The organism is Dickeya parazeae Ech586 (assembly GCF_000025065.1).
Taxonomy (GTDB): Bacteria; Pseudomonadota; Gammaproteobacteria; order Enterobacterales; family Enterobacteriaceae; genus Dickeya; species Dickeya zeae.
Map to the genome: position 1 here is coordinate 2,998,525 of NC_013592.1, position 23,095 is coordinate 3,021,619.

Annotated in this window: 21 protein-coding genes; 14 read left to right on the forward strand and 7 right to left on the reverse strand. The window is 51.5% G+C overall.

Translation table 11 applies throughout. The features are described 5' to 3' along the window. Positions 1 to 5 precede the first annotated feature (5 nt). The 8 genes from DD586_RS13160 (at position 6) to virB10 (ending at position 7,849) form a co-directional block, all read left to right on the forward strand. Positions 6 to 2,750, forward strand: a complete 2,745-nt coding sequence (locus DD586_RS13160) for a VirB4 family type IV secretion/conjugal transfer ATPase (RefSeq protein WP_012885320.1) — start codon at positions 6 to 8, stop codon at positions 2,748 to 2,750. A 20-nt stretch (positions 2,751 to 2,770) separates the two neighbouring features. Beyond that, entirely contained in the window at positions 2,771 to 3,475 is a 705-nt protein-coding gene (locus tag DD586_RS13165) for a type IV secretion system protein (protein ID WP_012885321.1), read from the forward strand. 11 nt (positions 3,476 to 3,486) lie between these two features. Continuing rightward, positions 3,487 to 3,711: an EexN family lipoprotein gene (locus DD586_RS13170; protein WP_012885322.1), complete on the forward strand. Its 225-nt coding sequence runs from the start codon at positions 3,487 to 3,489 to the stop codon at positions 3,709 to 3,711. 10 nt (positions 3,712 to 3,721) lie between these two features. Beyond that, complete coding sequence (locus DD586_RS13175) at positions 3,722 to 4,786, forward strand: type IV secretion system protein (RefSeq protein ID WP_012885323.1); 1,065 nt, start codon at positions 3,722 to 3,724, stop codon at positions 4,784 to 4,786. Positions 4,787 to 4,869: 83 nt separating this feature from the next. Further along, complete coding sequence (locus DD586_RS22125) at positions 4,870 to 5,007, forward strand: hypothetical protein (RefSeq protein ID WP_012885324.1); 138 nt, start codon at positions 4,870 to 4,872, stop codon at positions 5,005 to 5,007. Then, positions 5,000 to 5,683, forward strand: a complete 684-nt coding sequence (locus tag DD586_RS13185) for a virB8 family protein (protein ID WP_012885325.1) — start codon at positions 5,000 to 5,002, stop codon at positions 5,681 to 5,683. Before DD586_RS22125 ends, DD586_RS13185 begins: the two co-directional genes overlap by 8 nt. Next, a complete protein-coding gene (virB9, locus tag DD586_RS13190) occupies positions 5,683 to 6,588 on the forward strand; it encodes a P-type conjugative transfer protein VirB9 (protein ID WP_012885326.1) in 906 nt (301 codons plus the stop codon). The genes DD586_RS13185 and virB9 overlap by 1 nt, the downstream gene beginning before the upstream one ends. A 19-nt stretch (positions 6,589 to 6,607) precedes the next feature. After that, a complete protein-coding gene (gene virB10 / locus DD586_RS13195) occupies positions 6,608 to 7,849 on the forward strand; it encodes a VirB10/TraB/TrbI family type IV secretion system protein (protein ID WP_012885327.1) in 1,242 nt (413 codons plus the stop codon). A gap of 309 nt (positions 7,850 to 8,158) precedes the next feature. On the opposite strand, the gene DD586_RS13200 is transcribed toward virB10, so the two are convergent. Continuing rightward, the gene (locus tag DD586_RS13200) at positions 8,159 to 9,166 is read right to left on the reverse strand and encodes a hypothetical protein (RefSeq protein WP_012885329.1); all 1,008 of its coding nucleotides are present in this window, start codon (positions 9,164 to 9,166) and stop codon (positions 8,159 to 8,161) included. Between the two features lie 37 nt (positions 9,167 to 9,203). On the opposite strand from DD586_RS13200, the gene virB11 reads away from it, so the two are divergent. The 6 genes from virB11 to mobC all read left to right on the forward strand — a co-directional run bounded on the left by virB11 (position 9,204) and on the right by mobC (position 14,647). Continuing rightward, positions 9,204 to 10,223: a P-type DNA transfer ATPase VirB11 gene (gene virB11 / locus DD586_RS13205; protein ID WP_012885330.1), complete on the forward strand. Its 1,020-nt coding sequence runs from the start codon at positions 9,204 to 9,206 to the stop codon at positions 10,221 to 10,223. Further along, a complete protein-coding gene (locus tag DD586_RS13210; RefSeq protein WP_012885331.1) occupies positions 10,220 to 10,618 on the forward strand; it encodes a cag pathogenicity island Cag12 family protein in 399 nt (132 codons plus the stop codon). The genes virB11 and DD586_RS13210 overlap by 4 nt, the downstream gene beginning before the upstream one ends. A 45-nt stretch (positions 10,619 to 10,663) precedes the next feature. Beyond that, positions 10,664 to 10,966: a TrbM/KikA/MpfK family conjugal transfer protein gene (locus tag DD586_RS13215; RefSeq protein WP_012885332.1), complete on the forward strand. Its 303-nt coding sequence runs from the start codon at positions 10,664 to 10,666 to the stop codon at positions 10,964 to 10,966. A gap of 49 nt (positions 10,967 to 11,015) precedes the next feature. Further along, the gene (locus DD586_RS13220) at positions 11,016 to 11,321 is read left to right on the forward strand and encodes a hypothetical protein (RefSeq protein ID WP_012885333.1); all 306 of its coding nucleotides are present in this window, start codon (positions 11,016 to 11,018) and stop codon (positions 11,319 to 11,321) included. Positions 11,322 to 12,031: 710 nt separating this feature from the next. Further along, positions 12,032 to 13,891, forward strand: coding sequence for a type IV secretory system conjugative DNA transfer family protein (locus DD586_RS13225; RefSeq protein ID WP_012885334.1), 1,860 nt, complete (start codon positions 12,032 to 12,034; stop codon positions 13,889 to 13,891). A gap of 9 nt (positions 13,892 to 13,900) precedes the next feature. Then, entirely contained in the window at positions 13,901 to 14,647 is a 747-nt protein-coding gene (mobC, locus tag DD586_RS13230) for a MobC family replication-relaxation protein (RefSeq protein WP_012885335.1), read from the forward strand. A 195-nt stretch (positions 14,648 to 14,842) separates the two neighbouring features. On the opposite strand, the gene DD586_RS13235 is transcribed toward mobC, so the two are convergent. The 6 genes from DD586_RS13235 to DD586_RS13260 all read right to left on the reverse strand — a co-directional run bounded on the left by DD586_RS13235 (position 14,843) and on the right by DD586_RS13260 (position 23,033). Beyond that, entirely contained in the window at positions 14,843 to 15,790 is a 948-nt protein-coding gene (locus DD586_RS13235) for an ArdC family protein (protein WP_012885336.1), read from the reverse strand. Positions 15,791 to 16,074: 284 nt separating this feature from the next. Further along, entirely contained in the window at positions 16,075 to 18,216 is a 2,142-nt protein-coding gene (locus DD586_RS13240) for a DEAD/DEAH box helicase (protein WP_041164987.1), read from the reverse strand. Between the two features lie 100 nt (positions 18,217 to 18,316). Next, on the reverse strand, positions 18,317 to 19,948 hold the full coding sequence (locus tag DD586_RS13245; protein WP_228669686.1) for a HamA C-terminal domain-containing protein: 1,632 nt from the start codon (positions 19,946 to 19,948) through the stop codon (positions 18,317 to 18,319). A gap of 912 nt (positions 19,949 to 20,860) precedes the next feature. Further along, positions 20,861 to 21,637 (reverse strand): SDR family NAD(P)-dependent oxidoreductase, encoded by a 777-nt coding sequence (locus tag DD586_RS13250; RefSeq protein ID WP_012885339.1) that lies wholly within the window; start codon positions 21,635 to 21,637, stop codon positions 20,861 to 20,863. Positions 21,638 to 21,667: 30 nt separating this feature from the next. Further along, a complete protein-coding gene (locus DD586_RS13255; protein WP_012885340.1) occupies positions 21,668 to 21,961 on the reverse strand; it encodes a Dabb family protein in 294 nt (97 codons plus the stop codon). A 10-nt stretch (positions 21,962 to 21,971) separates the two neighbouring features. Next, complete coding sequence (locus tag DD586_RS13260) at positions 21,972 to 23,033, reverse strand: NAD(P)-dependent alcohol dehydrogenase (protein WP_012885341.1); 1,062 nt, start codon at positions 23,031 to 23,033, stop codon at positions 21,972 to 21,974. Positions 23,034 to 23,095: the final 62 nt, after the last annotated feature.

The window sequence follows — 23,095 nt, forward strand, 5'->3', positions numbered from 1 at the left end:
CATCTATGGCAAAGCTGCTCAAAGCAATGAAGCGCCCGGCGGCACTGTGGGGAGTGCCGATGGTGCCCCTGCTGGGTGTCACCGGTATCACCATCATCGCCGCTGTCTGGACTTCCGTCGCTTTCCTTGCCCTGCTCCCGGTTGAATTTCTGGTAATGAAGTCTGTCACCCGGAATGAACCCATGCGGTTCAGCCTGATTGCCGTCTGGCTCAGGGCAAGAGGAAAACCGGCAGCAAACCGGCTGTTTGGCGCAACAGTATTTATGCCCGTCAAGCATGATGCTGTTGATATCACGGAGTTTCTCAACGCCATGAAACTGAATCAATGTGCCACGCTCAGGAAGTACATTCCGTATTCATCGCATATTCATCAGCATGTTGTTCGCTCACCACACAGTGATCTCTACTGCACCTGGGAACTGACGGGGACCCCGTTCGATTGCGAATCAGAAGAAACCCTCAATATTGACCGCAACCAGCTGCACGGACTCATCCGCTCATTCGAGGGGATGCCGGTCACCTTTTATATCCATAATGTGCGGGAGCCGTTTACCGATTCGCTGCATAAGACATCCGACAACCCTTACGCCGATGAAATCAGCCGTCTGTATTATGCCTCGCTGGCGGCGGACCCATTTCGCCGTAACCGCCTGTTCCTGACCGTCTGTTACCGTCCATTTGTCAGTCTGGAAAAAGCCGGGCGCAGACGCATGAATGACGGCAAGAAACTGAAAGAGCTTGACGCTGCACTGCGGGAAATGCTGGAAATCAAAGAATCGCTCGATACCGCACTGTCACGCTACGCCGCACGTCCTCTTGGCACGTTTACCGAAGATCACGCGGTATTCTCCTCCCAGTTATCCTTTTATGAGTACCTGTTGACGCACCAGTGGCGCAGGGTACGCGTCACCCGCGCTCCGGCGTATTCAATGATGGGGTCGGCGGCGCTGTTCTTTTCTGGCGAGTCCGGGCAGATAAACCACGCCAGCGGCACACAGTATTTCCGGGGGCTGGAGGTGAAGGAGTTCCCGGAGGAGACCGCGACAGGGATGATGGACTCGCTGCTGTACGCCCCCTGCGATTATATAATTACACAGTCGTACACCTGCATGTCACGTGAAGAAGCCCGCAAGGCCATCAAACGTACCCGACGTCTGTTAATGAGTTCAGATGACGATGCAGTGTCACAGCGACTGGATCTGGATGTGGCGCTCGACCTGCTGACCTCGGGGAAAATCGCCTATGGAAAACACCATTTCTCCATCATGGTGTTTTCCCGCTCGCTGGACAGCCTGGTGGCCGATACCAGTGAAATCAGCAATGCCCTGAACAACCTCGGCATTACACCGGTTCCCGCCGCGCTTTCTCTTTCAGCTGCGTATATGGCACAACTGCCCGGCAATTATCACCTGCGACCCCGGAAGGGAGAGCTGAGCAGTCAGAACTTTGTTGAGCTGGCCGCACTGCACAATTTCTATCCCGGAAAGCGCGATAACGCGCCCTGGGGGGATGCGATGGCCTTGCTGCGCACCCCGTCAGGGGATGGCTACTATCTGAACCTGCATAACACGCTGGCGGACAAGGACGAGTTCAACGAGAAGAACCCGGCCAGTACCTGCATTCTCGGCACCAACGGTTCGGGTAAAACCATGCTGATGACGTTCCTTGAAAACATGCAGCAGAAATACGGCCGTACGGACAGTTTTTCTCCTGATGCAAAAACCAAACGACTGACCACCGTTTATCTGGACAAAGATCGGGGCGCGGAAATGAATATCCGGGCGCTGGGAGGTCGTTACTATCGCATCACGCATGGCGACCCCACGGGTTGGAACCCGTTTTCGCTGTTGCCCACCAAACGCAATATCAGTTTCATCAGTCAGTTGATGAAACTGCTGTGTACACGTAACGGCGCGACCATCACGCCCCGTGATGAACGCCGCCTGAATGACGCCGTGATGGCGGTGATGAGTAATGAACCACAATATCGCATCTATGGGATCACCCGTTTACTGGAGAATTTACCTGAGCCTGCCACCCGGGAGGCACAGGAGAATGGCCTGAGTATTCGCCTGTCGCAGTGGGCGCAGGGTGGCGAGTTTGGTTGGGTGTTTGATAACGCCTCAGACACTTTCGATATCAGCCGTTGCGATAACTTTGGCATTGACGGCACAGAGTTTCTCGATGATGCCAATGTCTGTGCGCCGATCTCCTTTTACCTGCTGTATCGCATCACCACGCTGCTCGACGGAAGACGACTGGTTATCTTCATGGATGAGTTCTGGAAATGGCTGCGGGATCCGATCTTTAAGGATTTCGCCTATAACCGACTGAAAACCATCCGTAAACTCAACGGGATGCTGGTTGTGGGCACCCAGTCCCCGGCGGAGATCATCAGAGATGAGATTGCGCCCGCCGTTATTGAGCAGTGCGGCACGCAGATCCTGGCAGCCAACCCCAGTGCCGACCGGGCGCACTATGTTGACGGGATGAAGTTTGAACCGGAAGTGTTCGATGTGGTGAAAAACCTGGATCCGCAGGCCCGCCAGTATGTGGTAGTGAAAAATCAGTTCAGGCGTGGCGACACAAAACGTTTTGCTGCACGCGTGACGCTCGACCTCTCCGGTGTCGGCAGATACACCCGAGTGATGAGCGGCAGCGCCGATAACCTCGAAATCTTTGATTCCCTGTACCGTGAAGGGATGCAGCCCCATGAATGGCTGGAACCCTACCTGGCTCAGGCACTCTGATAACCCAAAGGAGATCCATGATGAAAAGGCGTTTTCATGCCCTGATTTTCGCGTGCGTCATTGCCAGCCCGCTGGCACATGCCGGTATTCCTGTCCTTGTTGATGCTGACCCGCTGCGTGAGCTCGAATGGCTGAAAGAAACGCAGCGCTGGATGCAGACCGCGCAACATTATCAAAGCCAGATCCAGGCCTATAAAAATCAGTTAGCGACGGCCACCGGCGTCCGGGATGTTGCAGACTTTGTGGATCAGGCGAAGAGTCTGAAATCGGATCTGGAAAAAATGCGCAAACCCGGCCAGACACTCAATGACCTGCTACTTTCCGGCGGCACCTCAGGACAGTTCGATGCGCTGTACGCGAAGTACCGGGTTTTCGATACCTGCAATGCCGAACAGTCAGGACGCTATGCTGATACCTGCAAACAGCTGGTCATCAATAAGGCGATCCAGCTTGAGCAGACTGACGAGATCCAGGATCAGGTCAGCCAGACGCTGGGCGAGATTAACGGCCTCTCGAACCGTATCGCACTATCCAAAGACTCAAAGGAGTCTCAGGACCTTGCCAACAGTATTCAGCTAAAATCAGTGATGCTGAACACGCTCACTGACCAGTGGGAAATGAGCGTGAAGGCAGCAGAAAAGCGCGAAAAAGTCCTTGAAGATGTGCGTATTAAACAGTGGAATCAGCAACAGTTAACTTCGCCAACCCCTGATTTAAACGGCTAAAGGAGTCTCACATGCGTTTATTAACCCTCTCTTTCCTGTCCTTATTACTCATCATCAGTGGCTGCAAAGAAGAAGCCAAAACCACTCAGTGGTACAAAGATCATCCCGATGAGCTAAAAGCAGTGTATGAAAAATGCCAGAAAACCGGCGATGCCTCAGATAACTGTAAAAACGCCAATGAAGCCCATTATCAAATTCAGCAGTTAAATGCCCCCACTCCCGACCTGAACTCATAGTGAGGTTAATATGCCCGGTGGTGTATTTATCGGTGTTGAAAAACACCTGATAGGAGGAGTTACTGACGCCACAAAGGGACTGATGATGTCATACTCCTCCATGATGGTGGGGCTGGCGGCAACGTCAGCCACGCTCTATATCATGTGGCGTGGATACCAGATCCTGGCAGGTAAGTTGTCCACACCAATGGAGGATGTCACGTGGGACATCATGAGGATGGCAATCATCCTGTCTTTTGTGGCAAATGTCAGCGGTTATCTCGATGGGGTGATAGATGCCATTAATGGCCTGAAGGAGGGATTTTCCGGCAGCGATAATATCTGGCAGTTACTGGATAGCTTATGGGGTAAAGCGAAGGTATTGGGTAAAACGTTACACGACATGGATAACTCAACCTATGTAAAAGATGAGGGTATGACGGCTCAATTTTATGTCTGGCTCGGCATATTCGTTTTAATGATTATCACCGCCTTTATTTCGATGATCGCGGAAGTCATGGTTTTACTGCTGAGTATTACCGCCCCCGTGTTTATCTTTTGTCTGCTGTATGGCTTTTTACGCCCCATGTTTAACAACTGGCTGCAGAATGTTTTCGCCGCCATATTAACGGTTCTGTTTTCTGCGTTGTCGCTACGTATTGTCGTTAATTATTTAAACTCGCGGTTAGATATTGCAACACAACTGTCTGCACAATCCAACATTGTAGAGCTAGGCGCACAGGTCTGTCTGGCCGGTGTCTGTGCTGCAATACTGGTCTACCTCTCCGCAAAACTGGCCAGCGCGCTGGCCGGGGCCAGTGCAACCGTGTCCATGCAGGGGCTGGCGGCGGTGGGTATCGGCGCGGCGGCGTTTGGTGCCGGGAAAGTGGCAGCAGGAGCCGGTAAGCAGACTACCCGCACCCTTCAGGATAATATCCAGGGCTGGAGGGATGCCAGTGCGGGTAAACCCGGCAGCGGTCCGGGATACAGCGCAGCTCAGGCACGTAAGAATGCGATTGAGCAGATGATTGCCCGCAACGAAGCCCGAAGACTGGCGCGATCAAGAGAAACGGCCGTTCAGAAATTCCATCGTTAAACCTGTCATCCCTGCTGAAATACTCCCGTTAATCCCTCCGACGAAAACATAACCCTGTTTTCATCTCACTAAGGAAACACCCCATGAAACGCTTGATTGCGCTGGTTTTGCTGTGCGCGCTTTTCGGCTGCACGCAATCTTCCCGTCCCCCAGCTTTTGGTGGTCAAGGCATCCCGGTGAACACCCCTCAGATAATGGCGGAGTTAAACAGTCATGAGTGAACAGACCCTCATTGCGGATTCCCGCACCTTTGAACAGCAGATGATTGAGCGGGACAAACGTGCCACAAAAGCCGGGTTTATGGTGGGCGGTGCGGGCCTGCTCACCGCCGTAATGGCGCTTACCGCCGTGGTGCTGATGCTGCCCCTGAAACAGACGGTCGTTGAACTGTACACTGTGGATAATCATACCGGACGAGTCGAGCACGTCACCCGTGCATCGAAAACCAGTCTGACGGCGGAGGCGGCTTATCAGAAGGCGATGACGTCCGGTTACGTCAGGCTGCGTGAACGCTATGTTTACCCTTCTCTGCAGGACGATTACGCCACGGTACAGGTTTATAACAGCCCTCAGGTCAACGATGACTATCTGGCGCTGTATGCCGGAAAAGATGCCCCGGACAAGGTGTACCAGAATGGGACAAATACCGTACGGATCGACATTCTGTCAAACCAGATCACCTCAGGCACGGATCCCGATAAAGTTGCCACCCTCCGTTACAAAAAGACCATCCGCCGCCTCGCAGACAACAGCACCCGCACCGAATACTGGGATGCCCGCCTGACATTTCACTCCGACCCCGGCAGAGAAATGAGCGATACGGAGCGGGAGGTTAACCCGTTCGGTTTTACCGTGACCAGTTGGCAGGCAGACCGTGAAATCCGGGGAGGTGAATAATGAAAAGCATCACTCTTATCCCGCTGGCGCTCATGATGTGTGGCACGGCATGGTGCGCGGCCATCCCGCAGGCCAGCCGCTATGATGCCCGCGTTCAGCAGGTTGTCTATAACCCACTGAACGTTACTGTCGTCAGCACCCGGCCCGGCTTCATGACCACGCTGGTCTTTGACAGCGACGAAGCGGTTATCAGCGCCAGACCCGGTTTTGAAGAAGCGTGGGAAGCCACACCGGACGCCAACCGGGTCAACGTCCGCCCGGTGGCGCTCGTTCAGGGCGCGCCCGGCGCGGACGGTAACACCACGCAGGTGGTGATCCCCCCTAACAGCCAGGACTGGCATACCAACCTGCTGATCGTCACCACCCGTCGGCTCTACAACGTCGAGCTGAACGTCATCGATGATAAGTCACCGCAGCAGCCCGCTTTCCAGGTGAGTTACCGTTATCCGGGTGAAGCACAGGAAAAGGCCAGCCGTGAGACAGCGGCCAGAATGCGGGAGCAGGAGCAAAAACAGCAGCAGGCTGACATTCAGCAGGCCCTGAATGCCGCACAGACGCCACGCAACTGGGACTACCTCAAATATCCGGGGCGCGACAGCACCCGTATCGTGCCGGATTTCGCGTATGACGATGGCCGCTTTACGTTCGTGGGCTTCTCCCCGGCCAAATCTATTCCCTCCGTGACAAAGGAGCTGAACGGCCAGGAGCATGTGGTTAACAGCAGTATCCGCAGAAAAGGCAACTTCACCGTATTGGTTATTCAGGAGGTCACGCCCCGTCTGGTCCTGCGTTCCGGTAACGCCGTGGTCGGTCTGGAAAATCGTGGTTTCGGTAAGGTCCAGGCCGCTGATGGTGCCACGGTTTCACCGTATGTCGAACGGGTGGAAAAGCCCGCAACCCATTGACAACTTAGGAGTCATGCAGATGAACGATGAACACCCGCATCCGGTGCCTGATGGCTCAGTGCCTTCTCCGGCACAACGAGATAATGATATTGCCACGCTGGAGCGCGAGGCCCGAGCAAGGCGGGAAACGGCGCTTCTCACCGCGCAGGACGATGAAGAGGACGATCCGCTACAACCCGCCGTCAACAAACTGAAAAAGCGCAGGCGCGGGAAAGCCACCGCGTTTCTGGCGATCGCCGCCGTTGCGCTGATTGCGCTGGCATGGGCGGGCAACTGGGTATACCGCAATCTGCTCTGGCAACCCGGTGAAGAGAAGCGGCAGGATGCTAAGCCACAGCCGAACAGGAGCGATTACCGGCAGCGTACCGATCTGGGTACGCAAGATACCGGAGCCGAAGCATCGGAACCGGCAGAAAACAGCCCGCACATGACGACAGCCCCGGAGCCTGAGATGCCGCCTCAACTTGATAAAGCCCATTTTTTGGTTCGGCGCGATGGTTCAGCCGCTGCGGCCCAAAACCCGGTACGGACCCGGCAGCAGGAGATGTCGCAGGCAACCTCTGACATGCAACAGTCAGGAACGTCATCCACTGATCAGCAAAACACCACCGCGCCACCACCGGAACCCTCCCCTGCAGCAGTTCGGCGTATTCCTTACAATCCGGACCTGTACGTCCCGGAAAATACCGCTATTCCCTGCTCACTGGATTACCGCTTTGTTTCGGATCGGGCGGGGGAAATCCGCTGCACGATCGCCGACGATATCTGGAGTGCCAGCGGTAATACCAAACTGATTGAAAAAGGGACCACCGCAACGGGCATTTACCAGACGGGTGCGGAAACCGGGATGACGCACGGACAGGGACGCGCCTTTCTCATCATCACAAAGCTGCGTACTCGCCAGCCCCCTTATCTTGATATTCCGCTGGTCGATACCCGCGCTGCCGGAGGGCTCGGCGAGGCTGGCGTTGACGGCTGGATCGACACGCATTTCAGGGAGCGATTCGGCGGCGCATTACTGGTTGGTATGATCCCTGATATTGGGGCATGGGCATCCAACAGCGTCGGTCAGAAAGATCGTAATACGGACTATACCGAAAACAGTCGTCAGGCGATGGCAGATATGGCGCGAACCACGCTGGAAAACAGCATCAATATCCCACCGACCCTCTACAAAAATCAGGGTGAGATCATCAATCTGATCACTGGACAGGATATTGATTTTTCCGGCATCTATACGCTGAGGATGAAGAGTGAATAATCGAAAATTTCTGTTTGGCGTCACCGCGACAGACGTCATCGTTAGGGACGATTACAACAATGCCGTAGTCAACGACGTAATGTCACATCTTAGCGGGATCAGGAGAATAGTCATGACATGTTATCGTGCCGGGGGCGCATTGACAGAGCTCATGATTGACTCAGGAGAAGGACAAACTTTCTGCCTCACCATCTGTGAAGGTCCTCTGGATGCACCACCTGTTTCCTCAGACGATATCCGGCTGGCACATAAGCAGATATCGCTGCCTGACGTCACCGATATTATCATTCTTGTGACGACATTAGCCCGCTATGCCGGACTATCCCCATCCTTCTCCGTTGATGGAGAATCATCTGCCTTGCTGGAGTTCAGCTCGTAGTAAATCGCCAGTTGACGCAGCTTTGATATTTCAAGGTTGATAACGCTTTTTCCTGCGCTATTTTCCCGTTCAGAAACAACCGGGTTGAGCAGAAACACACGGAAATATCTGACGTTCTCTGTGTCCAGAATTTCATCGATATAATGACCAAACCGGCCTTTCGCCATCAGATCTTTACTGACGTACAGGCGAACAGGTTTACCCTCATGTTTATCAAAGAAATTAAAAAGAAAACCCCGTCCATACCGATGCATTAGCGTCCCGCCACCATAGATGACGCCCGCGTACGGGTTAGTCAATCCTCGCTGAATATGCGTTATATATTCATGAAGATAGACCTGATTGTGGTGCATGATCCTGAGTCTCAACGCCCTGAACTCATCCTGAGGCAGCGTTTCTTTCGCTTCCTGCCATGTGTCGATAAGTCGCTGAAGCTGGTTAGTTCGCGTATAGCGGCTCCAACGGGGCTCTTCACCTGTACCGGGCTTATCATCATCCCCGTCAGGTTTTTTTACATATGCAGGAGTAGCAAGCTTAGCGGGATCGGCTGGCTCACCATCAGGATCATCAATTGAAGGATCAAAGCAGTTGATATAGTCCGTCAGCTTTTGCTTGGCTTTTCTTTCCGTGAAATCAGCTTCTGATTCGTCCGGACGTCTGTCCTGATCGGCATCTTCGGTGAACTCGACCCATTCACATCCGAACCTGTGAGGATGGGGTGAACGGAAGTGTGCGGCCTTGAATTTTTCACCATCTTCAGCTTTGACGTGATAGTTAACGCCACTGATGGTGACATTACAGTTGCGATCGCTACAGGAAAAAGTGAACCGCTTTCTTTCTTCCGGCTTTCTGGAAAAAAATTCCGTTCGCGCTTCATCAATAGACAAGCAGCGCCCCAGCTCATGGCAATAAGCGAACAGTACCTTCGTCTTCGACATGCTCCCTCCACACATTTATCCGATCCAAGGATATCACATGAAAAACATCTCTCTCGACCGCTATAAGCAGCGATTTTTTGGCGATTTTCTGGATCGCCGAGGACTGACAGAGATCGCCGTCAACCGCCCGGGTGAGCTATTCACCAAAATTGATGGCATCTGGGAACAGCATACTGTCCCGCTGGATTATGAGGGCTGCTACAACTTTGCCAGATGCCTAGCGAAGCATCACGGCGACAATATCGAAGATATCAAGCCGGGGCTGTCAGCCACGCTGGAATCCGGCGAACGTTGTCAGGTTATTGTACCCCCGGCCTGCGAGCGTAACACGGTGTCCATAACCCTGCGTAAACCCTCACAGGTGCAAATCCCGCATCAGGACTATATCGCCGCCGGGTTTTATAACCGGGTGACGGGCACGGAAAAAACGCAGACGCACGATCAGGAATTACTGGCTTTATATGACGCAAAAGACATTCCGCGCTTTATGGAGAAATGTGTGGAATACGGTAAAACCATTGCGGTGGCCGGGGAAACCAGTACCGGGAAAACCACCTATATGAAGATGCTGATTGATTATATCCCTCCTCATCTGCGTATTACGACCATTGAAGATAACCCGGAAATCACCCTATTTATCCATAAAAACTACGTCCACCTTTTTTATCCGTCGGAATCGGCAGATGAAAAAGGGTCAATTGTGACGCCCGCCAGCCTGCTGCGCTGGAATTACCGTATGAATCCCGACCGCATACTATTAACCGAAGTGCGTGGCGGTGAGGCCTGGGATTTTCTCAAGATAACCGGCTCCGGCCATGAAGGCAGTATGACCTCTATCCATGCCGGTTCAGCAATGGAAGCGGTAGACGGGTTTATTACCCGCTGTTATGAAAACCCGCAATGCGCCCGACTCCCTTACACCTTTATGTTACGCAAGGTACTGGACAGTCTGGACGTTATCGTGAGTATCGACCTGGACGGTAATGTGCGCCGGATGAATGATATTTATTTCCGGCCACTGCACCGCAGCGCCTTTTTTGAGGAGATGAAAGCATGATGAAGGTTATCAATATGCTGCTATTTTCGCTGGTACTTTCCGGCTGTTCTTCACCCCCGCCACCGGTTCCTGTTGAATGGGATAAACCGGGCCAGTCAGTCAATACCGGTTTACCGCAATGGCGAGACAACCCGGTTATCATTCCTTCTCCGGTGGTTAACGATAAATGGTTATTATCCATTCACGCACGGAATTTTAATGAGACACGTTGGACGCCCGCCGTATTTTACGCGGTCGCCCACTTTGCGCGTATTGTTGTTGCTGCACCATCAGGTTCGGCCTTCTTTAAGGCAAAAAGCTTGCTTCACCAGCATGGTTCAAAAGGCGTTATTGAATATCAGCCTGTCTCTGACTGCCTGACATGCAGCGACACCCGTATTTATTTCTCGCATTAAATACTTCCGCCCCTCTTAAACTCACCTTACCGTAAGGACGTCATCATGAAATATTCCGTTATTGCGGCGGCAGTGCTGTGCATTACTGCCGGGACGCCTGTTTATTCTTTCGCTGCTGACCCGTGCGAAGTGGTGCTTTGTATGTACGGTAAAGCAACCGGAAACAGTGGAGGAAGCGAATGCCGTTCTGCGGAGCGTGCTTTCTTCAATATCATTAAAAAGAATAAACACGTTTTTTTACCCAACCACACACTGAATGCCAGAAAAGATTTTCTGGGGGAATGCGCCAGTGCTGACCCGGAGGCGGTGAATAAAATCCTGTCCAGGTTTGGCAGGGCCAGAGGGTAATACAACACTGGCCGTTATCTTAATATACTTTCTGCATGGAGAAACAAAAGTGGATAAAGAAAACCTGTTTATTTCCAATATTCACTCAACGCATCACGACAGAATATCTGTCACGTGTATCTATGATTCTCTGTCAAAAAAAGCACATCAGGGATGCGGGCTTTATTACGAAATATTTGAGAGCAGATTTATCGGTTTATTGCGACATCATTTATCACAGCTTAATGAATCGGACGCAGAGAAGCTCAGGCGGTATGCCGAAAGTCAGGGAACGAAAATCGATGATGAAACGTACCATGCGGCATTAAACGCTGAACGGGAATGCCTAGCTGAAATAGCCCGCGAACAGATGTGAATCACAAACATTGATAATGTATCGAATGACGCCACAGACTGACAGACGGCGGGTTTCAGGCGTGCTTATTTCTGGCTTCAATTTCGGAGAAATTGTTAAGCCGTAAAATAAGCACGTGGAGCGCGGACAGGAAATTCAATTTCGCAGAAATTGCTAATTTTCAGGCACCGCGCCCACCTGCGAACATTCGCCCAAAGCGAATTGAGCAGGCCGGGGGGAGCCGAATAAATTTCGCCGCCCCAGCGAGCGAAAAGCTGTCGCCCACGACAGCGGTTTATTTGGGGGGCTTGCCCCGCACACCGTCAAGCCAGGTGATATTTCCCGCCCCAGCGGGGAATATCACCGATCAGGCGCGACCAACCCCTTTAAAGCAGCGTTCCCGTTTTTTGGAGCTTGCGAGAAAAAACAGGCGAAACGCGCGTCTTAAAGGGGTTGGTCGCGCGTAGCGGGCGACGGTGTGCCGCCGTTGACGTTGGGGGTTTTGGCGCGGCGTCCAGCCGGAACATTACCCCCATGTGACATTACATAAGGGCGTCCAGCCAGCATGTACTGGCGCACGCCGTTTCGTGCAGGGAAGCATGCTTCCCTGCACATGGCCGCAACGCGGCCACCTTCTTTGCCCCTGACGTTCGCCCCATCAGTTCGCCCGACACCGCGGGGAGAACTGATGGGGCGATGTCATGGGGCGAATAGCTGACGAAGGAGGCACCGTGATTTTGAATAAGCTGGCCGCTTCACTGTCGCCGATAGTGAACGGGATGCTGGCACTGCTCGCTTTTATGCAACAGCAACAACTGATGCTGGCATTATTAGCGGGACTGACGATGCCGTTTTTCGCGTCGATGAAAAGCGATGAACGACAGAAAGCCCCGTTATGGAAAAAGCTGATTATCGCTTTTTCCATGCTGTGTTTTTTCTCTGGCACACTAGCCCCGGTCATTATCGGCTTTTTTCAGTGGCTGTATAAGACCAGACTCACCAGCGATAATACGGTACTGGCCTGGTCAGTACGGATTGCTTTCACTGTAACCGGGATGATTTTTCATATTATGTTTCGCCGGGTATTCACGCCGAAACTGGACAGGATAAAGAAAAGCCTTGTAAAAAAAACCACACTTGAACGGAAACTGCGCACTGATGTCCGCACCGTAAAATCACTGCTGCCGAAAACTCTGCATTATAACCCGCTGGATTATATCGACCTGAATAAAGGCATTTTTACTGGCATGGGCAGGGCAAATGAACCGATTTATCTCCCGTTAAAAGACTGGCAGAAACAACACGCGGATATTATCGGTACCACCGGAGCCGGTAAAGGGGTTGCCGCTGGTATTTTGCTTTATCAAAGTATTCTGGCCGGTGAAGGTGTGTTTGTTATGGACCCCAAGGATGATGAATGGGCACCGCATCTTTACCGGAAATCCTGCGAGGATGCAGGAAAACCCTTTGCCTTAATTGACCTGCGAAAACAGCAATACCAGTTAAACCTGATTGAAGATATCACGCCCAATGAACTGGAAGAATTGTTTGTTGCCGGTTTCAGCCTGGCAGAAAAAGGGCAGGAATCGGACTTCTATCGTATTGATGACCGAAAAGCCGCCCGTATGGCCGCGCAATTTGTCAGTGATAACCCATCGGCAACTCTCCGTGATGTTTATAACGGTGATTACGTTCAGGGTATTGCCGAAAAAATCAAAGCGTTCTTTGGGAAGATTGAGGAACTGGCGTTACTCAATGCCATTAACTCACCGGAGGGTTTTTCACTCAAAAAAATATTTGATAAAGGTGGCTGCTGTTATGTTATCGGTTCCATGCGAAACAGCAAAATTATTACAGCCCAGCGCATGTTACTGGTTCGCCTGTACCAGTTAGCAGAAAGGCGCGACCGTGTAACAGACGTACCGCGCCCCATTGCTATTTATCTTTCCGAACTGAAATACCTTTTATCCAGGCCAGCACTGGAGGGATTAGGTGCGGCGCGGGATAAAGGCGTACATATTATTATGGATCACCAGTCCATTGCCGATTTAAAAGACTGCCCGGCAGATTTAAAAGGCGAGGCGGTTGTCGGCGCTGTGGTAGAAAATGCAAAATTCAAGCTGGTTTACCGGGTTATGGACCCGGATACGGCGGAATGGGTGGCAAGAATGTCAGGCACGATTCTGGTGGATGACGAACTCCGTAAAGCTAAAACGGATAATATGCTGACGGAGACCATCGACAGTGAGCGCACAATCCGCCAGGCCGAACGTTTCTTTATTGACAGCAATATGATCCTGAACCTGCCCGATTTTGTCAGCTTTATCTTTACGACAAAAACGCTACCTTCTGCCTCACTGATCTCGCCGATAAAGGTCAGAAAGCGTCAGCTAAAAATCTTTTCGGTTTCCCCTGATATTGCCGCAGCGGCAGCCCCAGTGAAGATCATGCTGGATTTTTGCGAGGATGATAAACCAGCCATGTCGGATGTGATGACAACACACCCGGCTCTTTCCATCGACGAAAACGAAGTAAAACCGGTAAAGCCGAAACCTGATGATGAAGAACACCTCTCCCCGCTTGATTTTTAAGGAGCACTTATGCTGATTTCGACATATCAAGAGCGCCAGACACGCAACAGAGAAAAAATAAAACAACTGCTGAATTTTCTGAAAGAAGAAACCTACAGTGATTTTAAAACGCTGATGATGTTATTTGGTTTCCGGGATCATAAGTCGCTTTATTCGCTGCTGGCAAAAACAGAGCAAATGGGGTTAATCCAGAAGCATGTGCTTGAATCACGGACAATGAATATTTCATTATGGGGGATCACCAGCGACGGGCTGGCGGTGGTGTTAACCCCGAATGATAAAATCTTTCCTGCGCGGTTTGAACCGTCCAGAATTACCGGCTGGACGCTGGAGCACCATCTTGATAATCAGGCCGCCAGGCTTATTCTGGAGAAGAAAGGCGCTTCGGGATGGATTAACTGCGACCGAGCCAGCTTTCTCAGCCAGTATCAGGTAAAACATCGCCCGGACGGATTACTGACGCTGCCCGACGGTAACGTTATTGCCATTGAAACCGAGCGTCGCCTGAAAACCCGAGCCCGATACCAGTCGATTATTGCCAGCCACCTTCTGGCCCGAACCCGTAAACAGTGGATTTATGTTTTTTATGTCATGCCTGACTCACAGAAAAAGCAGGCGCTTGAGCTGCTGTTTGATAGCATCAGGCATGTCATCATCAACCATCAACACGTCCCGCTGGAAGAACGTCACCGTCGGGTGTTTCGCATTTATACCCTTGATGAACTGAAACGCCTGTCACTAGACAGCTATACGTAAGATTTTACTCAGGACATCGTGATGTCCCCACCGGCCTGGCGGCAACACTCGCCAGGCCGGGCGATTATTTTATCCCACAACCAGACACAGACTGTTCGGTACTCGCTGTGCTGCGTTCCGCCTCACTCTGCGTCTTGCTGCGTTGCCGGTAAATCTCATGTAATCGCATTCCCTTGCGGTTGTCTGGCTCCGTCCTCAGAGTTTATCCATCAGATAACGATGCGCTTTAGAGGCTGCGCTGGCCGCTTTGAAAATATAGCGCTTGTCGTTTTTCAGCGCTTTCAGCCAGGAAGCAATGTAGCTTTCATGTTGTACCTCTCCCTCAATCCCCAGATCCGCCATCAAAAAAGCACTTCCCAGTTCCGCCACCAATTCTTCCTCTGCATAATCCGCACTGCCAAACTTCCCTTTCATTTCACGGTTCAGCCGTTTTTTACCCCCGCTCCAGTGGACAAGCTCATGCAGGCCGGTAGCGTAGAAGTTAGCCGCATCCGAAAACAGATGGCGCTCCGGTAGACAGACTTCATCTGTTGATGGACTGAAAAAAGCATTTTGTCCTTTCTCAATGATGTTTGCGCCGCTCTTCCTGAACAGGTTTTCAGCCAGTGGCAACGGGTCAAAGGTTGCTTCCGGGCTGACGGTTTCCGTTGTCAGGGCCAGGCCGTCGATTTGCTGAACGTTAAACACGGTGAAGGTTTTCAGCATCGGGATATGTTCAACTTCTCCGGCGTCGTTTTCCTTCTCCAGTGTGGTGTAGAAAATGGCTGTTGTGCCACGTTCACGCGTGCGAACCTGTCCACCTGCAGCCTGTGCCTGTTTGTAGGTCAACCAGCGTGAATCGCTAAACCCCTGTTTTGATGCACTACTCCACAGCAACATGATATTCATGCCACTGTAGGCTACGCCGGTGGCGTAATTTGAAGGCAGACCAGACATGCCAGAGACACGCTGCCACGGGCAGGACCAGGGTTTAACACCGGCTTCCAGCGCTGCAATGATGTTGTCGGTAACGGTCTGATAAATATCCTTTCTGGTTCTAGAAAATTTCGTTTTTGAGGAGCCTGACGGGTCCAGCGGGGATACGCTGGTCGCCGCTGCGGTGTTAGGGGCGCTTGTCCGGGTGGTATGCAGGGAAATCGTCATGGTTTTTTCTCCGTCAGTGTGTGATTTTCGTCTTCGTATCGCCTGACGGTTCGCTTTCCCGACATCGTTCTGGCCAGCAAGGGCGCAGCATGCGTGCTATTTACCCTTGCGGGACGGGTTGTGTTGGGAAACGATTAACCGGAAGCAGATATGGAGAACGGAAAGCGCACAGGAGAAAAACCTGCCCCTGCATAGGCGGGCGTAGCGCCCCTTGCTCCGCAGTGGTGAAATGGGTTTAGAAAGTACTAGCTAGCTATTTAGGGTGCTGCTCACAGCCAAGCACTCTACATTTCGGACACAGCCCAACGCATTAAGCTTTTTTCAAAATCAGTCAGTTGAAGGCGTTCTACTCTGGGAGCCAGGGCCCGAAGTTTCGCCAGCAGGTCGTTCAAATGCTCCGATGGCAAGATAAGATTCTTGATCTGGGTCGAGATCTGAGTGGGAATTCCGTATTCGTCCAACGCAGTGAGTAGCGGGTCAAGGAACATATTTTCAAGCTGCTCAGCAAAGAAGCTGAAATCGCCCGGCTCAATCCCTTCTTTCGCCAGCACGTCGGCCTGAATTTTATTTACGGCCATGATGTCCCGAGGCAATCTGAAGCACACCATGTTTCTGATGAATTTCAGGCGTAGATTGATCGCTTCACTAGGTGTATGTTCCTGTCGCCGATTATCTACCGCATCTCTTAGGTATGCAGGCAGGTTTTTCTGAATTCGGAGCGCATTGATGTGCCACACCAATTGCGAGCTGGACGATATCCCATAGTCCATCAGGTTACCACCCTCCAGGCTGTAGACCAGCTCACATAGGTAATTGAGCTGGTTTGGCTCAGGGATGCCTTTCCAGTCCAGAAGTTTGTTGCTGAGCGGCAGGTCACGAATTATCGTTTCTGCTACCTCGACTTGCCGCTCAATCGGAACGTGCCGGTTCTCGGTTAGGGTTGTCGGCGACAGTACCGGGTTGGCGTATGCATCTTGAAGCCGACCACGTGAAATATCAGTAAGGTATTCGTTCTCCAGTTGCATAAGGAGCCCCATCGGGGAGTTTTCATCCTGATGCCCGATGGGGTACTCGACTGTGAGGCCCTGCTCAAGCGGAGGCACTTCGAGCATGAATACTTTGCCAATAAAGTACTTATTCATGCGGCCAGCACGACCGGAAATATTCTTGTAAGTGAAGTAATCGAACGTTGAGTTTTTCAGACGACGGTCGTAAATGATCACATTCTCTGCCGACGTGTTGACGCCTTCGATCATCGTAGATGTACAGATGATTCGCTTGATGGTGCCCTCGTTGAACAACTTGACGATGTACTGCTGCAGTGCACGCGGCACTCCTCCATGGTGAATTCCGATACCCAGAGAGATTGCCTTGGCAACGTTCCATTCAGGGTGGTAGTGCTTAGAGATCCATTCGGCGATTTCCTGCGTCTCCGGTACTGGCGTCAGTCCAGCTTCCTGAATCAAATATTCGGCGACCCTGTTCGCACTAGGTGGTGCCTGGCAGTAGATTAGGGTGGGCGAGTTCAGAGTTGTGACCAACTCAAGCAATTTTTCCTTTCGCTCTTCGGAACGCATCTCCAGATTGAAATTCTGGATGTCGACCGCGACAGTACTGTAGTCGGATGGGATGAAGTGGTATTCGTAATCATCCAAACCAGAGATCTTTTGGATGTGCGGTCCGAGCATGTAGAACTGAGCTCCAGTCTTTGCAAGCTTGTGGAAAGCCAAACTTAGATCTACAGCGCGTGTACTTTCATCTGTTATGTTACCCAAGTCGATTTTGTAGAACTCGTCCAAGACGAAGAATTCAACATCAGCAAGATCAGGTCGCTGGATGACTCGCTCCTGGGTGAGAAGGTAGACATTGGTTGTGTCGGGCACTGCTTCCTGACTAGGATGCGTGATCAGGTTGAAGTCCTTAAAGCGCTTGACTAGGCGACGACGGGTCTCGTCGATCAGCGCAATGGTCGGAACGATCACTACCATCTTTTTGAATCGTCGCTGTGCCAACACAGCATCAATGATGAGGCTTTTTCCGACGCTTGTAGAAGCACTGAGCACCACGTTTCGGCCTTGCATGATCAAGCTGAAAACATGGGCCTGCAAATGATGAAACACCATGCCCTGTTCTACCCCCTCAACCCTGTGAGCTTCGTAAGCCAAGCGGTCAGAAAGCGCCATGGTACTGAGGTGAGGCGTGATGTAGGGGAATAGTCCGACAGCTCGTACCATGTTAAGCAGAAGCGATTGTTCGACTGAGTCGAAAAGCTTAAATTTGTCGAGAGCTCGAATTACCAAATCGCGTCCCTCCCATTCTGAACTACTTCTGTTGACGATGGTGTTGATGGCGAGCAGCACATCGACCGTTGATGCTCTCTCTTCACCGAGTTTCGCCAGATTATACTTGATCGTTTCGTAGTTCATGACCGCATCGTTCCTTAAGATATCCACGAAAGAGTGACCTGCTTGGAATATCTTCATCCTCGTGTACCTTCTGCTCTGCAAATCGCAGAGCAGGTGTCAGTTATGCCTGTAACTCTTCCAGTTTTTCGCAGCGGGCGTTGAAAGCCTTAGTCAGATGCTCGATGCTTTCCATTGGCACCAGAAAGACTATCACCTTCATTTGTTTGATGTTCTCCGGCAGTTTCGAGGTGAACGTGCTAAAGTGGGTCTCGATCTCTGTCTTGAGGTTGTCTACGTAATCAGCGAGCCAGCCTGACGAAAGCGCTTCACTGTCGTAGGTTAACAAAATGGGGAAACAGAGGATATTCAGCATGTCATCGACCGGCGAATTACGATGTAGAGCCTGGTTGAAGGCATCTGCTTTTGGCTGGTGATGTAAGGGTTCGCGTAGAGAAATAATGATTTCACGTTCTGCCGACAGCACCGTTTCTGAGATCGTTTCGTCAAGGATTGCGCGGATATGCTCCATCGTTGTATCCAGGTCGTTTGCTTTGATCAGGCGAGCAAGACCTAACCATAACTGATCTTCCTGACCAGGTATCTGAACGACGTGAGCGTTGCCAAACTCCGAAAGCTTGTCGGCGGATTTGTAGAAGACTTTGCACGCAACGGGCTCGCTATTTTGGCGACTGCGCAGGATCGAATGGAGAATCAGTTCCGCGATGAGCCTGTCGCGCGGAAGCTCACTGTCGCTAAAGGTACTGATTGACCGTGCCAAGGTTGCTTCGGCATTATGCGCAAGGATATTTACAATTTCGCTGGCCTTGAGGGAAAATTCTGGTAACCATTCGATGAGATGCTTTGCAAAATGTTCATGCCGCCATTTCTTAAGCGCATAGCGCACGTCAAAACCAGAAAATGAGTGCAACAAGCCCTCTTTAGTGTTGGCGTGAAATTCATTCAAGAACGGATCCGGACGCTTTTTATAAGGTTTTGATGTGGCCATTGACTTATCATCAGCCTCGTCTAATAACTTCTTGAGGTAAGCCAGCGTCTCATCTCGGAGGATGATCTTGGATGCTACAGTTGTCTTCACGCTGGCCGTGGCCGCCTTGTCAGCAATTTCTAAGAATTCATCGTAAATTGCCTGCAGTTGTGTGAAGTTAGGGCGATTTCCAAGCCTCTCCGCAAGCTGGGACAAAGCCTTTATATTAACGGCCTCCAGCGCCTCGATATCGCCGTACACTTGCCAGACAAAGTTTTCTGCCCAGTACAAGAAGTCTCGTTTTTGAGGCGAGACAACCGTTTTAAACTTCTTGCGCAGTGCTACGCCTCGGGCCGTAGTTATATCAGGCAAAACTCGTGTATCTATCTCTTTTTTGAATCCTTCTAGAACTTTTGCGACGTCCCGCTTTGTCACAATTCGAAAGCGGGCAAAGCCGGGACGCACGTCGCATTTCAGCGATTTATGCAGCAGAGAAGAATTGGCCTTGGTGCCATCTAATGCTGTTATCTCTTTCAAGTTCCATTTGCTGTCACTTTCGGTAGTCTTGACCTGAATGTATTCGTTTATGAGCTGCCCCGCACATTGGAATACAGCCACGATATCATCCGCTGTCTCGCACTCCACTTGGGAGTAGTTGCTATCCCAGAGCATCTTGAAGATGAAACTGACGGCTACGTGATCTTGATACTTGAAGCCTTGCCTTGCCGCAGGCCCTCCTGCATCGGATAAGCTAGTAATACTCATCATGACATCCTTGCATTGCGAGAAGATTTGCAGAAATCGGACATCAGCTCAGCCAATCAAGACAATACATGCGAAACTTGCTAATACCTCAGCGCTATGCTTAATAGCAGTTATTGGCAGGTAATCTGCTATATTTATTGTCACTTTATGCTGTTCTCTAAAGTCCAGGGTAAAAGCAATATTTCGATTGAATCACCCACAATAGTGAACACAGTTCAACCGTTTTGGCCGAAAGCAATCATTTATACAAATGGATAATAGACGAAATAAATCCTTGCGTCTCCGCTTTGCAGATCGTGCTGCTCTAGGTTCGCTGTCTACTCATCCATAAGAGGATTGGCTATCGCCATACTTCCACATCCATGACGCCTACCGACCGGCTTCCAGACCCGAGTCTGCGCGCTTGCGCTTGCCGTGAAGCTCAGCACACAGAAACGACCATTGACATATCCAGCCATCTTTCCTGACCCAATCACCTTGTTCGTGATTATAACCCGTAGCTGCGGGCCATCAAGGTGCGCCAAGCCATGTCCTCAGATGTGCGTATATGCCACACCTACCTGCCGCTTTTACCCTTGCAGCTTCTTTTGCTGCCGCATTCCTTTGACTGTCTTCCTGTTGATTGAACTCGCATCATGAAGCAAGCTACCTCATATAGCGCAAGGTCTGTTGTGAGCGAACAGCGTATGTTGAATTGTGAGCGGTTTACGTGACTTATCCGCGCCCGCAATCCCCGGAAGCATCCCTGCAGCCAGGTGGAGCATGAGAGAGGAGGCCAGCCACTGTATTATTTTTTTACATTTTTATTCAGATTCCCCTGATACAGGAATGCCCGATTCCTGTCTGTGGGTACGTCGTGGCGACGTATGAAGAAAAACGGCTCCAGTGAGGAGCCGTTAGCATGGTATGAGCGGGTTATGACAGATTCCCGGCGTAAACCTGTGTTTGGCCACCGTCGATGGTCAGATTAATGCCGTTGATAAAGCTGCTGGCATCAGAGGCCAGGAACACGACGCCGTCCCCGATCTCATCAGCACGGCCAACACGTCCGACTGGGATTTCAGCGGCACATTTACTTGCGAAGGCTTCAACCTGCTCTGGGGTCATACCCTGTATGGTTTCATAGCCTTCAGTCGGGATAGCCCCAGGACTAATCACATTCACGCGGATATTGCGTGACTTGAGCTCAGTGGTCCAGACTCGTGCCATGCCGATAACTGCCGCTTTGGACGCGGCGTAAGTAGTGTATTCTGGCAGACCAATAAAGGCGGTCATGGAGGACGTCAGAATGATTGATCCGCCAGCATTCATAATGGGCAGCATGGCCTGAACGGTGAATAACTGCCCCTTAAGGTTGACGTTCAGCATGTTGTCGAAAAATTCTTCACTCACCTCCTCCAGTTTCTTGCCAATGCAATAGCCGGCATTAGAGAAAATGATGTCCAGATGACCTTTTTCCTGCTGAATGACAGAGGCGACATTTACCATCTCCTCTTTACGGGAGACATCGGCAACGATGGCGCGGGCGTTCGGGCCAATCTGTTTAATCGCCTCATTCAGGACATTCTGACGGCGACCCACGATATAGACAAAAGCCCCTTCTTCAGCCAGACGCTTTGCGCCACCTAGACCGAGTCCCGTTCCGCCGCCCGTTACCAGTGCCACCTTACCTTTTAACGTTTGAACCGACATAGATTTTCCTTTGTTTGCATTATAGGCTGCTTACGCGACCGTCTGCACGACGCTCATGCAGGAGAGATCGATGGTGCCTTTAATTTTCTCTCCGAGCGCCAGGTGATCAGGGTCGTTCATGTAACGCGCCCAGTCCTCCGGGGTGTCAAACTCGGCAATCAACACCACTGCCTGGGTTTCTGACCAGTCGAGTGTCTTTTCAACGCTGAAGGCTTTGATCCACGGGACGATGGTAGGTAGATGGCGAAGGATGTCCACTACAGCAGATAGCTCGGCCTCAGTCTTACCCGGATATGTTTTGCCGATGAAAATATGTTTCAGCATTCGAGGCTCCTCAGGCATTTTTCAGCGTGGACATGTCAATAGAGAACCGATATTTAACGTCACCATTTTCCAGGCGGACATAAGCGTCGTTAATCTCCTGAATCCCGATGACCTCCACATCCGATGTGATGTTGTGCTGACCGCAGAAGTCGAGCATTTCCTGTGTTTCAGCAATCCCGCCAATCAGTGAGCCGGACAAGCTACGGCCACCAAAAATAAGGCTGTAGGCTGAGATATCGATTTTGTCAGCAGAAGCACCAACCAGCGTCAGGTTGCCTTCCGGTTGCAGCAGGTTGAGGTAAACATTCAGATCGTGCGGGGCGGACACGGTATCGAGAATAAAATCAAACGTACCGACGTGTGCCTGCATCTCTTCGGGGTTGCGCGACACCACCACTTCGTGGGCACCTACACGGAGTGCATCTTCTTTTTTGGATGGGGACGTGGTGAAAAGAATCACATGTGCGCCCAGAGCGCGGGCAAATTTCACGCCCATATGACCAAGCCCGCCCAGACCCACGATGCCAACTTTCTGACCAGCCTTTACACCCCAGCGACGGACGGGCGAATACGCAGTGATACCCGCACATACCAGCGGTGCAACACCTGCCAGGTCGAGATTTTCCGGTACCTGAAGGACAAAATGCTCATCCACCACAATGCTTTCGGCATAACCTCCGTAGGTCACCGGTGCAGTACCGTGATTATCCGGTGAGTTATATGTCAGCACTTTGGTGGGGGAATACTGCTCGCGATTTGCTTTACAGTGAGGACAGGTCGGATTGGCATCGACCAGGCAACCCACTGCGACAATATCGCCAGCCTTGTGTTTTGTCACCGCCGCGCCCACCGAGATAACCCGACCCACAATTTCATGACCCGGAACAATCGGGTAGATGGTTGGCATAGCGCTGCCGAACTCATCACGCACATGGTGAATATCAGAGTGGCAAACCCCGCAGAAAAGAATATCAATCTGGACATCGTGCTCATTTGGGTCACGACGCGGGATTGATAGCGGTGCAAGTGGGGATATTGCGGATGCGGCCGCATAAGCTTTGGTTACGTACATTCTTTGCTCCCGGTTGATCCCGGCCAAAGGTGCCGGGAAGTGTAGGTACTATAGGGAGTCAA

Bases quoted from the DNA above. Each gene is read 5' to 3' on its own strand.
- DD586_RS13210 (WP_012885331.1), top strand. From the start codon at position 10,220: ATGATGAAGGTTATCAATATGCTGCTATTTTCGCTGGTACTTTCCGGC.
- DD586_RS13260 (WP_012885341.1), bottom strand. From the start codon at position 23,033: ATGTACGTAACCAAAGCTTATGCGGCCGCATCCGCAATATCCCCACTT.
- DD586_RS13160 (WP_012885320.1), top strand. From the start codon at position 6: ATGGCAAAGCTGCTCAAAGCAATGAAGCGCCCGGCGGCACTGTGGGGA.
- DD586_RS13165 (WP_012885321.1), top strand. From the start codon at position 2,771: ATGAAAAGGCGTTTTCATGCCCTGATTTTCGCGTGCGTCATTGCCAGC.
- DD586_RS13185 (WP_012885325.1), top strand. From the start codon at position 5,000: ATGAGTGAACAGACCCTCATTGCGGATTCCCGCACCTTTGAACAGCAG.
- DD586_RS13235 (WP_012885336.1), bottom strand. From the start codon at position 15,790: ATGACGATTTCCCTGCATACCACCCGGACAAGCGCCCCTAACACCGCA.
- DD586_RS13245 (WP_228669686.1), bottom strand. From the start codon at position 19,948: ATGATGAGTATTACTAGCTTATCCGATGCAGGAGGGCCTGCGGCAAGG.
- mobC (WP_012885335.1), top strand. From the start codon at position 13,901: ATGCTGATTTCGACATATCAAGAGCGCCAGACACGCAACAGAGAAAAA.
- DD586_RS13255 (WP_012885340.1), bottom strand. From the start codon at position 21,961: ATGCTGAAACATATTTTCATCGGCAAAACATATCCGGGTAAGACTGAG.
- DD586_RS22125 (WP_012885324.1), top strand. From the start codon at position 4,870: ATGAAACGCTTGATTGCGCTGGTTTTGCTGTGCGCGCTTTTCGGCTGC.
- DD586_RS13250 (WP_012885339.1), bottom strand. From the start codon at position 21,637: ATGTCGGTTCAAACGTTAAAAGGTAAGGTGGCACTGGTAACGGGCGGC.
- DD586_RS13175 (WP_012885323.1), top strand. From the start codon at position 3,722: ATGCCCGGTGGTGTATTTATCGGTGTTGAAAAACACCTGATAGGAGGA.
- DD586_RS13170 (WP_012885322.1), top strand. From the start codon at position 3,487: ATGCGTTTATTAACCCTCTCTTTCCTGTCCTTATTACTCATCATCAGT.
- virB11 (WP_012885330.1), top strand. From the start codon at position 9,204: ATGAAAAACATCTCTCTCGACCGCTATAAGCAGCGATTTTTTGGCGAT.
- virB10 (WP_012885327.1), top strand. From the start codon at position 6,608: ATGAACGATGAACACCCGCATCCGGTGCCTGATGGCTCAGTGCCTTCT.
- DD586_RS13215 (WP_012885332.1), top strand. From the start codon at position 10,664: ATGAAATATTCCGTTATTGCGGCGGCAGTGCTGTGCATTACTGCCGGG.
- DD586_RS13200 (WP_012885329.1), bottom strand. From the start codon at position 9,166: ATGTCGAAGACGAAGGTACTGTTCGCTTATTGCCATGAGCTGGGGCGC.
- DD586_RS13240 (WP_041164987.1), bottom strand. From the start codon at position 18,216: ATGAACTACGAAACGATCAAGTATAATCTGGCGAAACTCGGTGAAGAG.
- virB9 (WP_012885326.1), top strand. From the start codon at position 5,683: ATGAAAAGCATCACTCTTATCCCGCTGGCGCTCATGATGTGTGGCACG.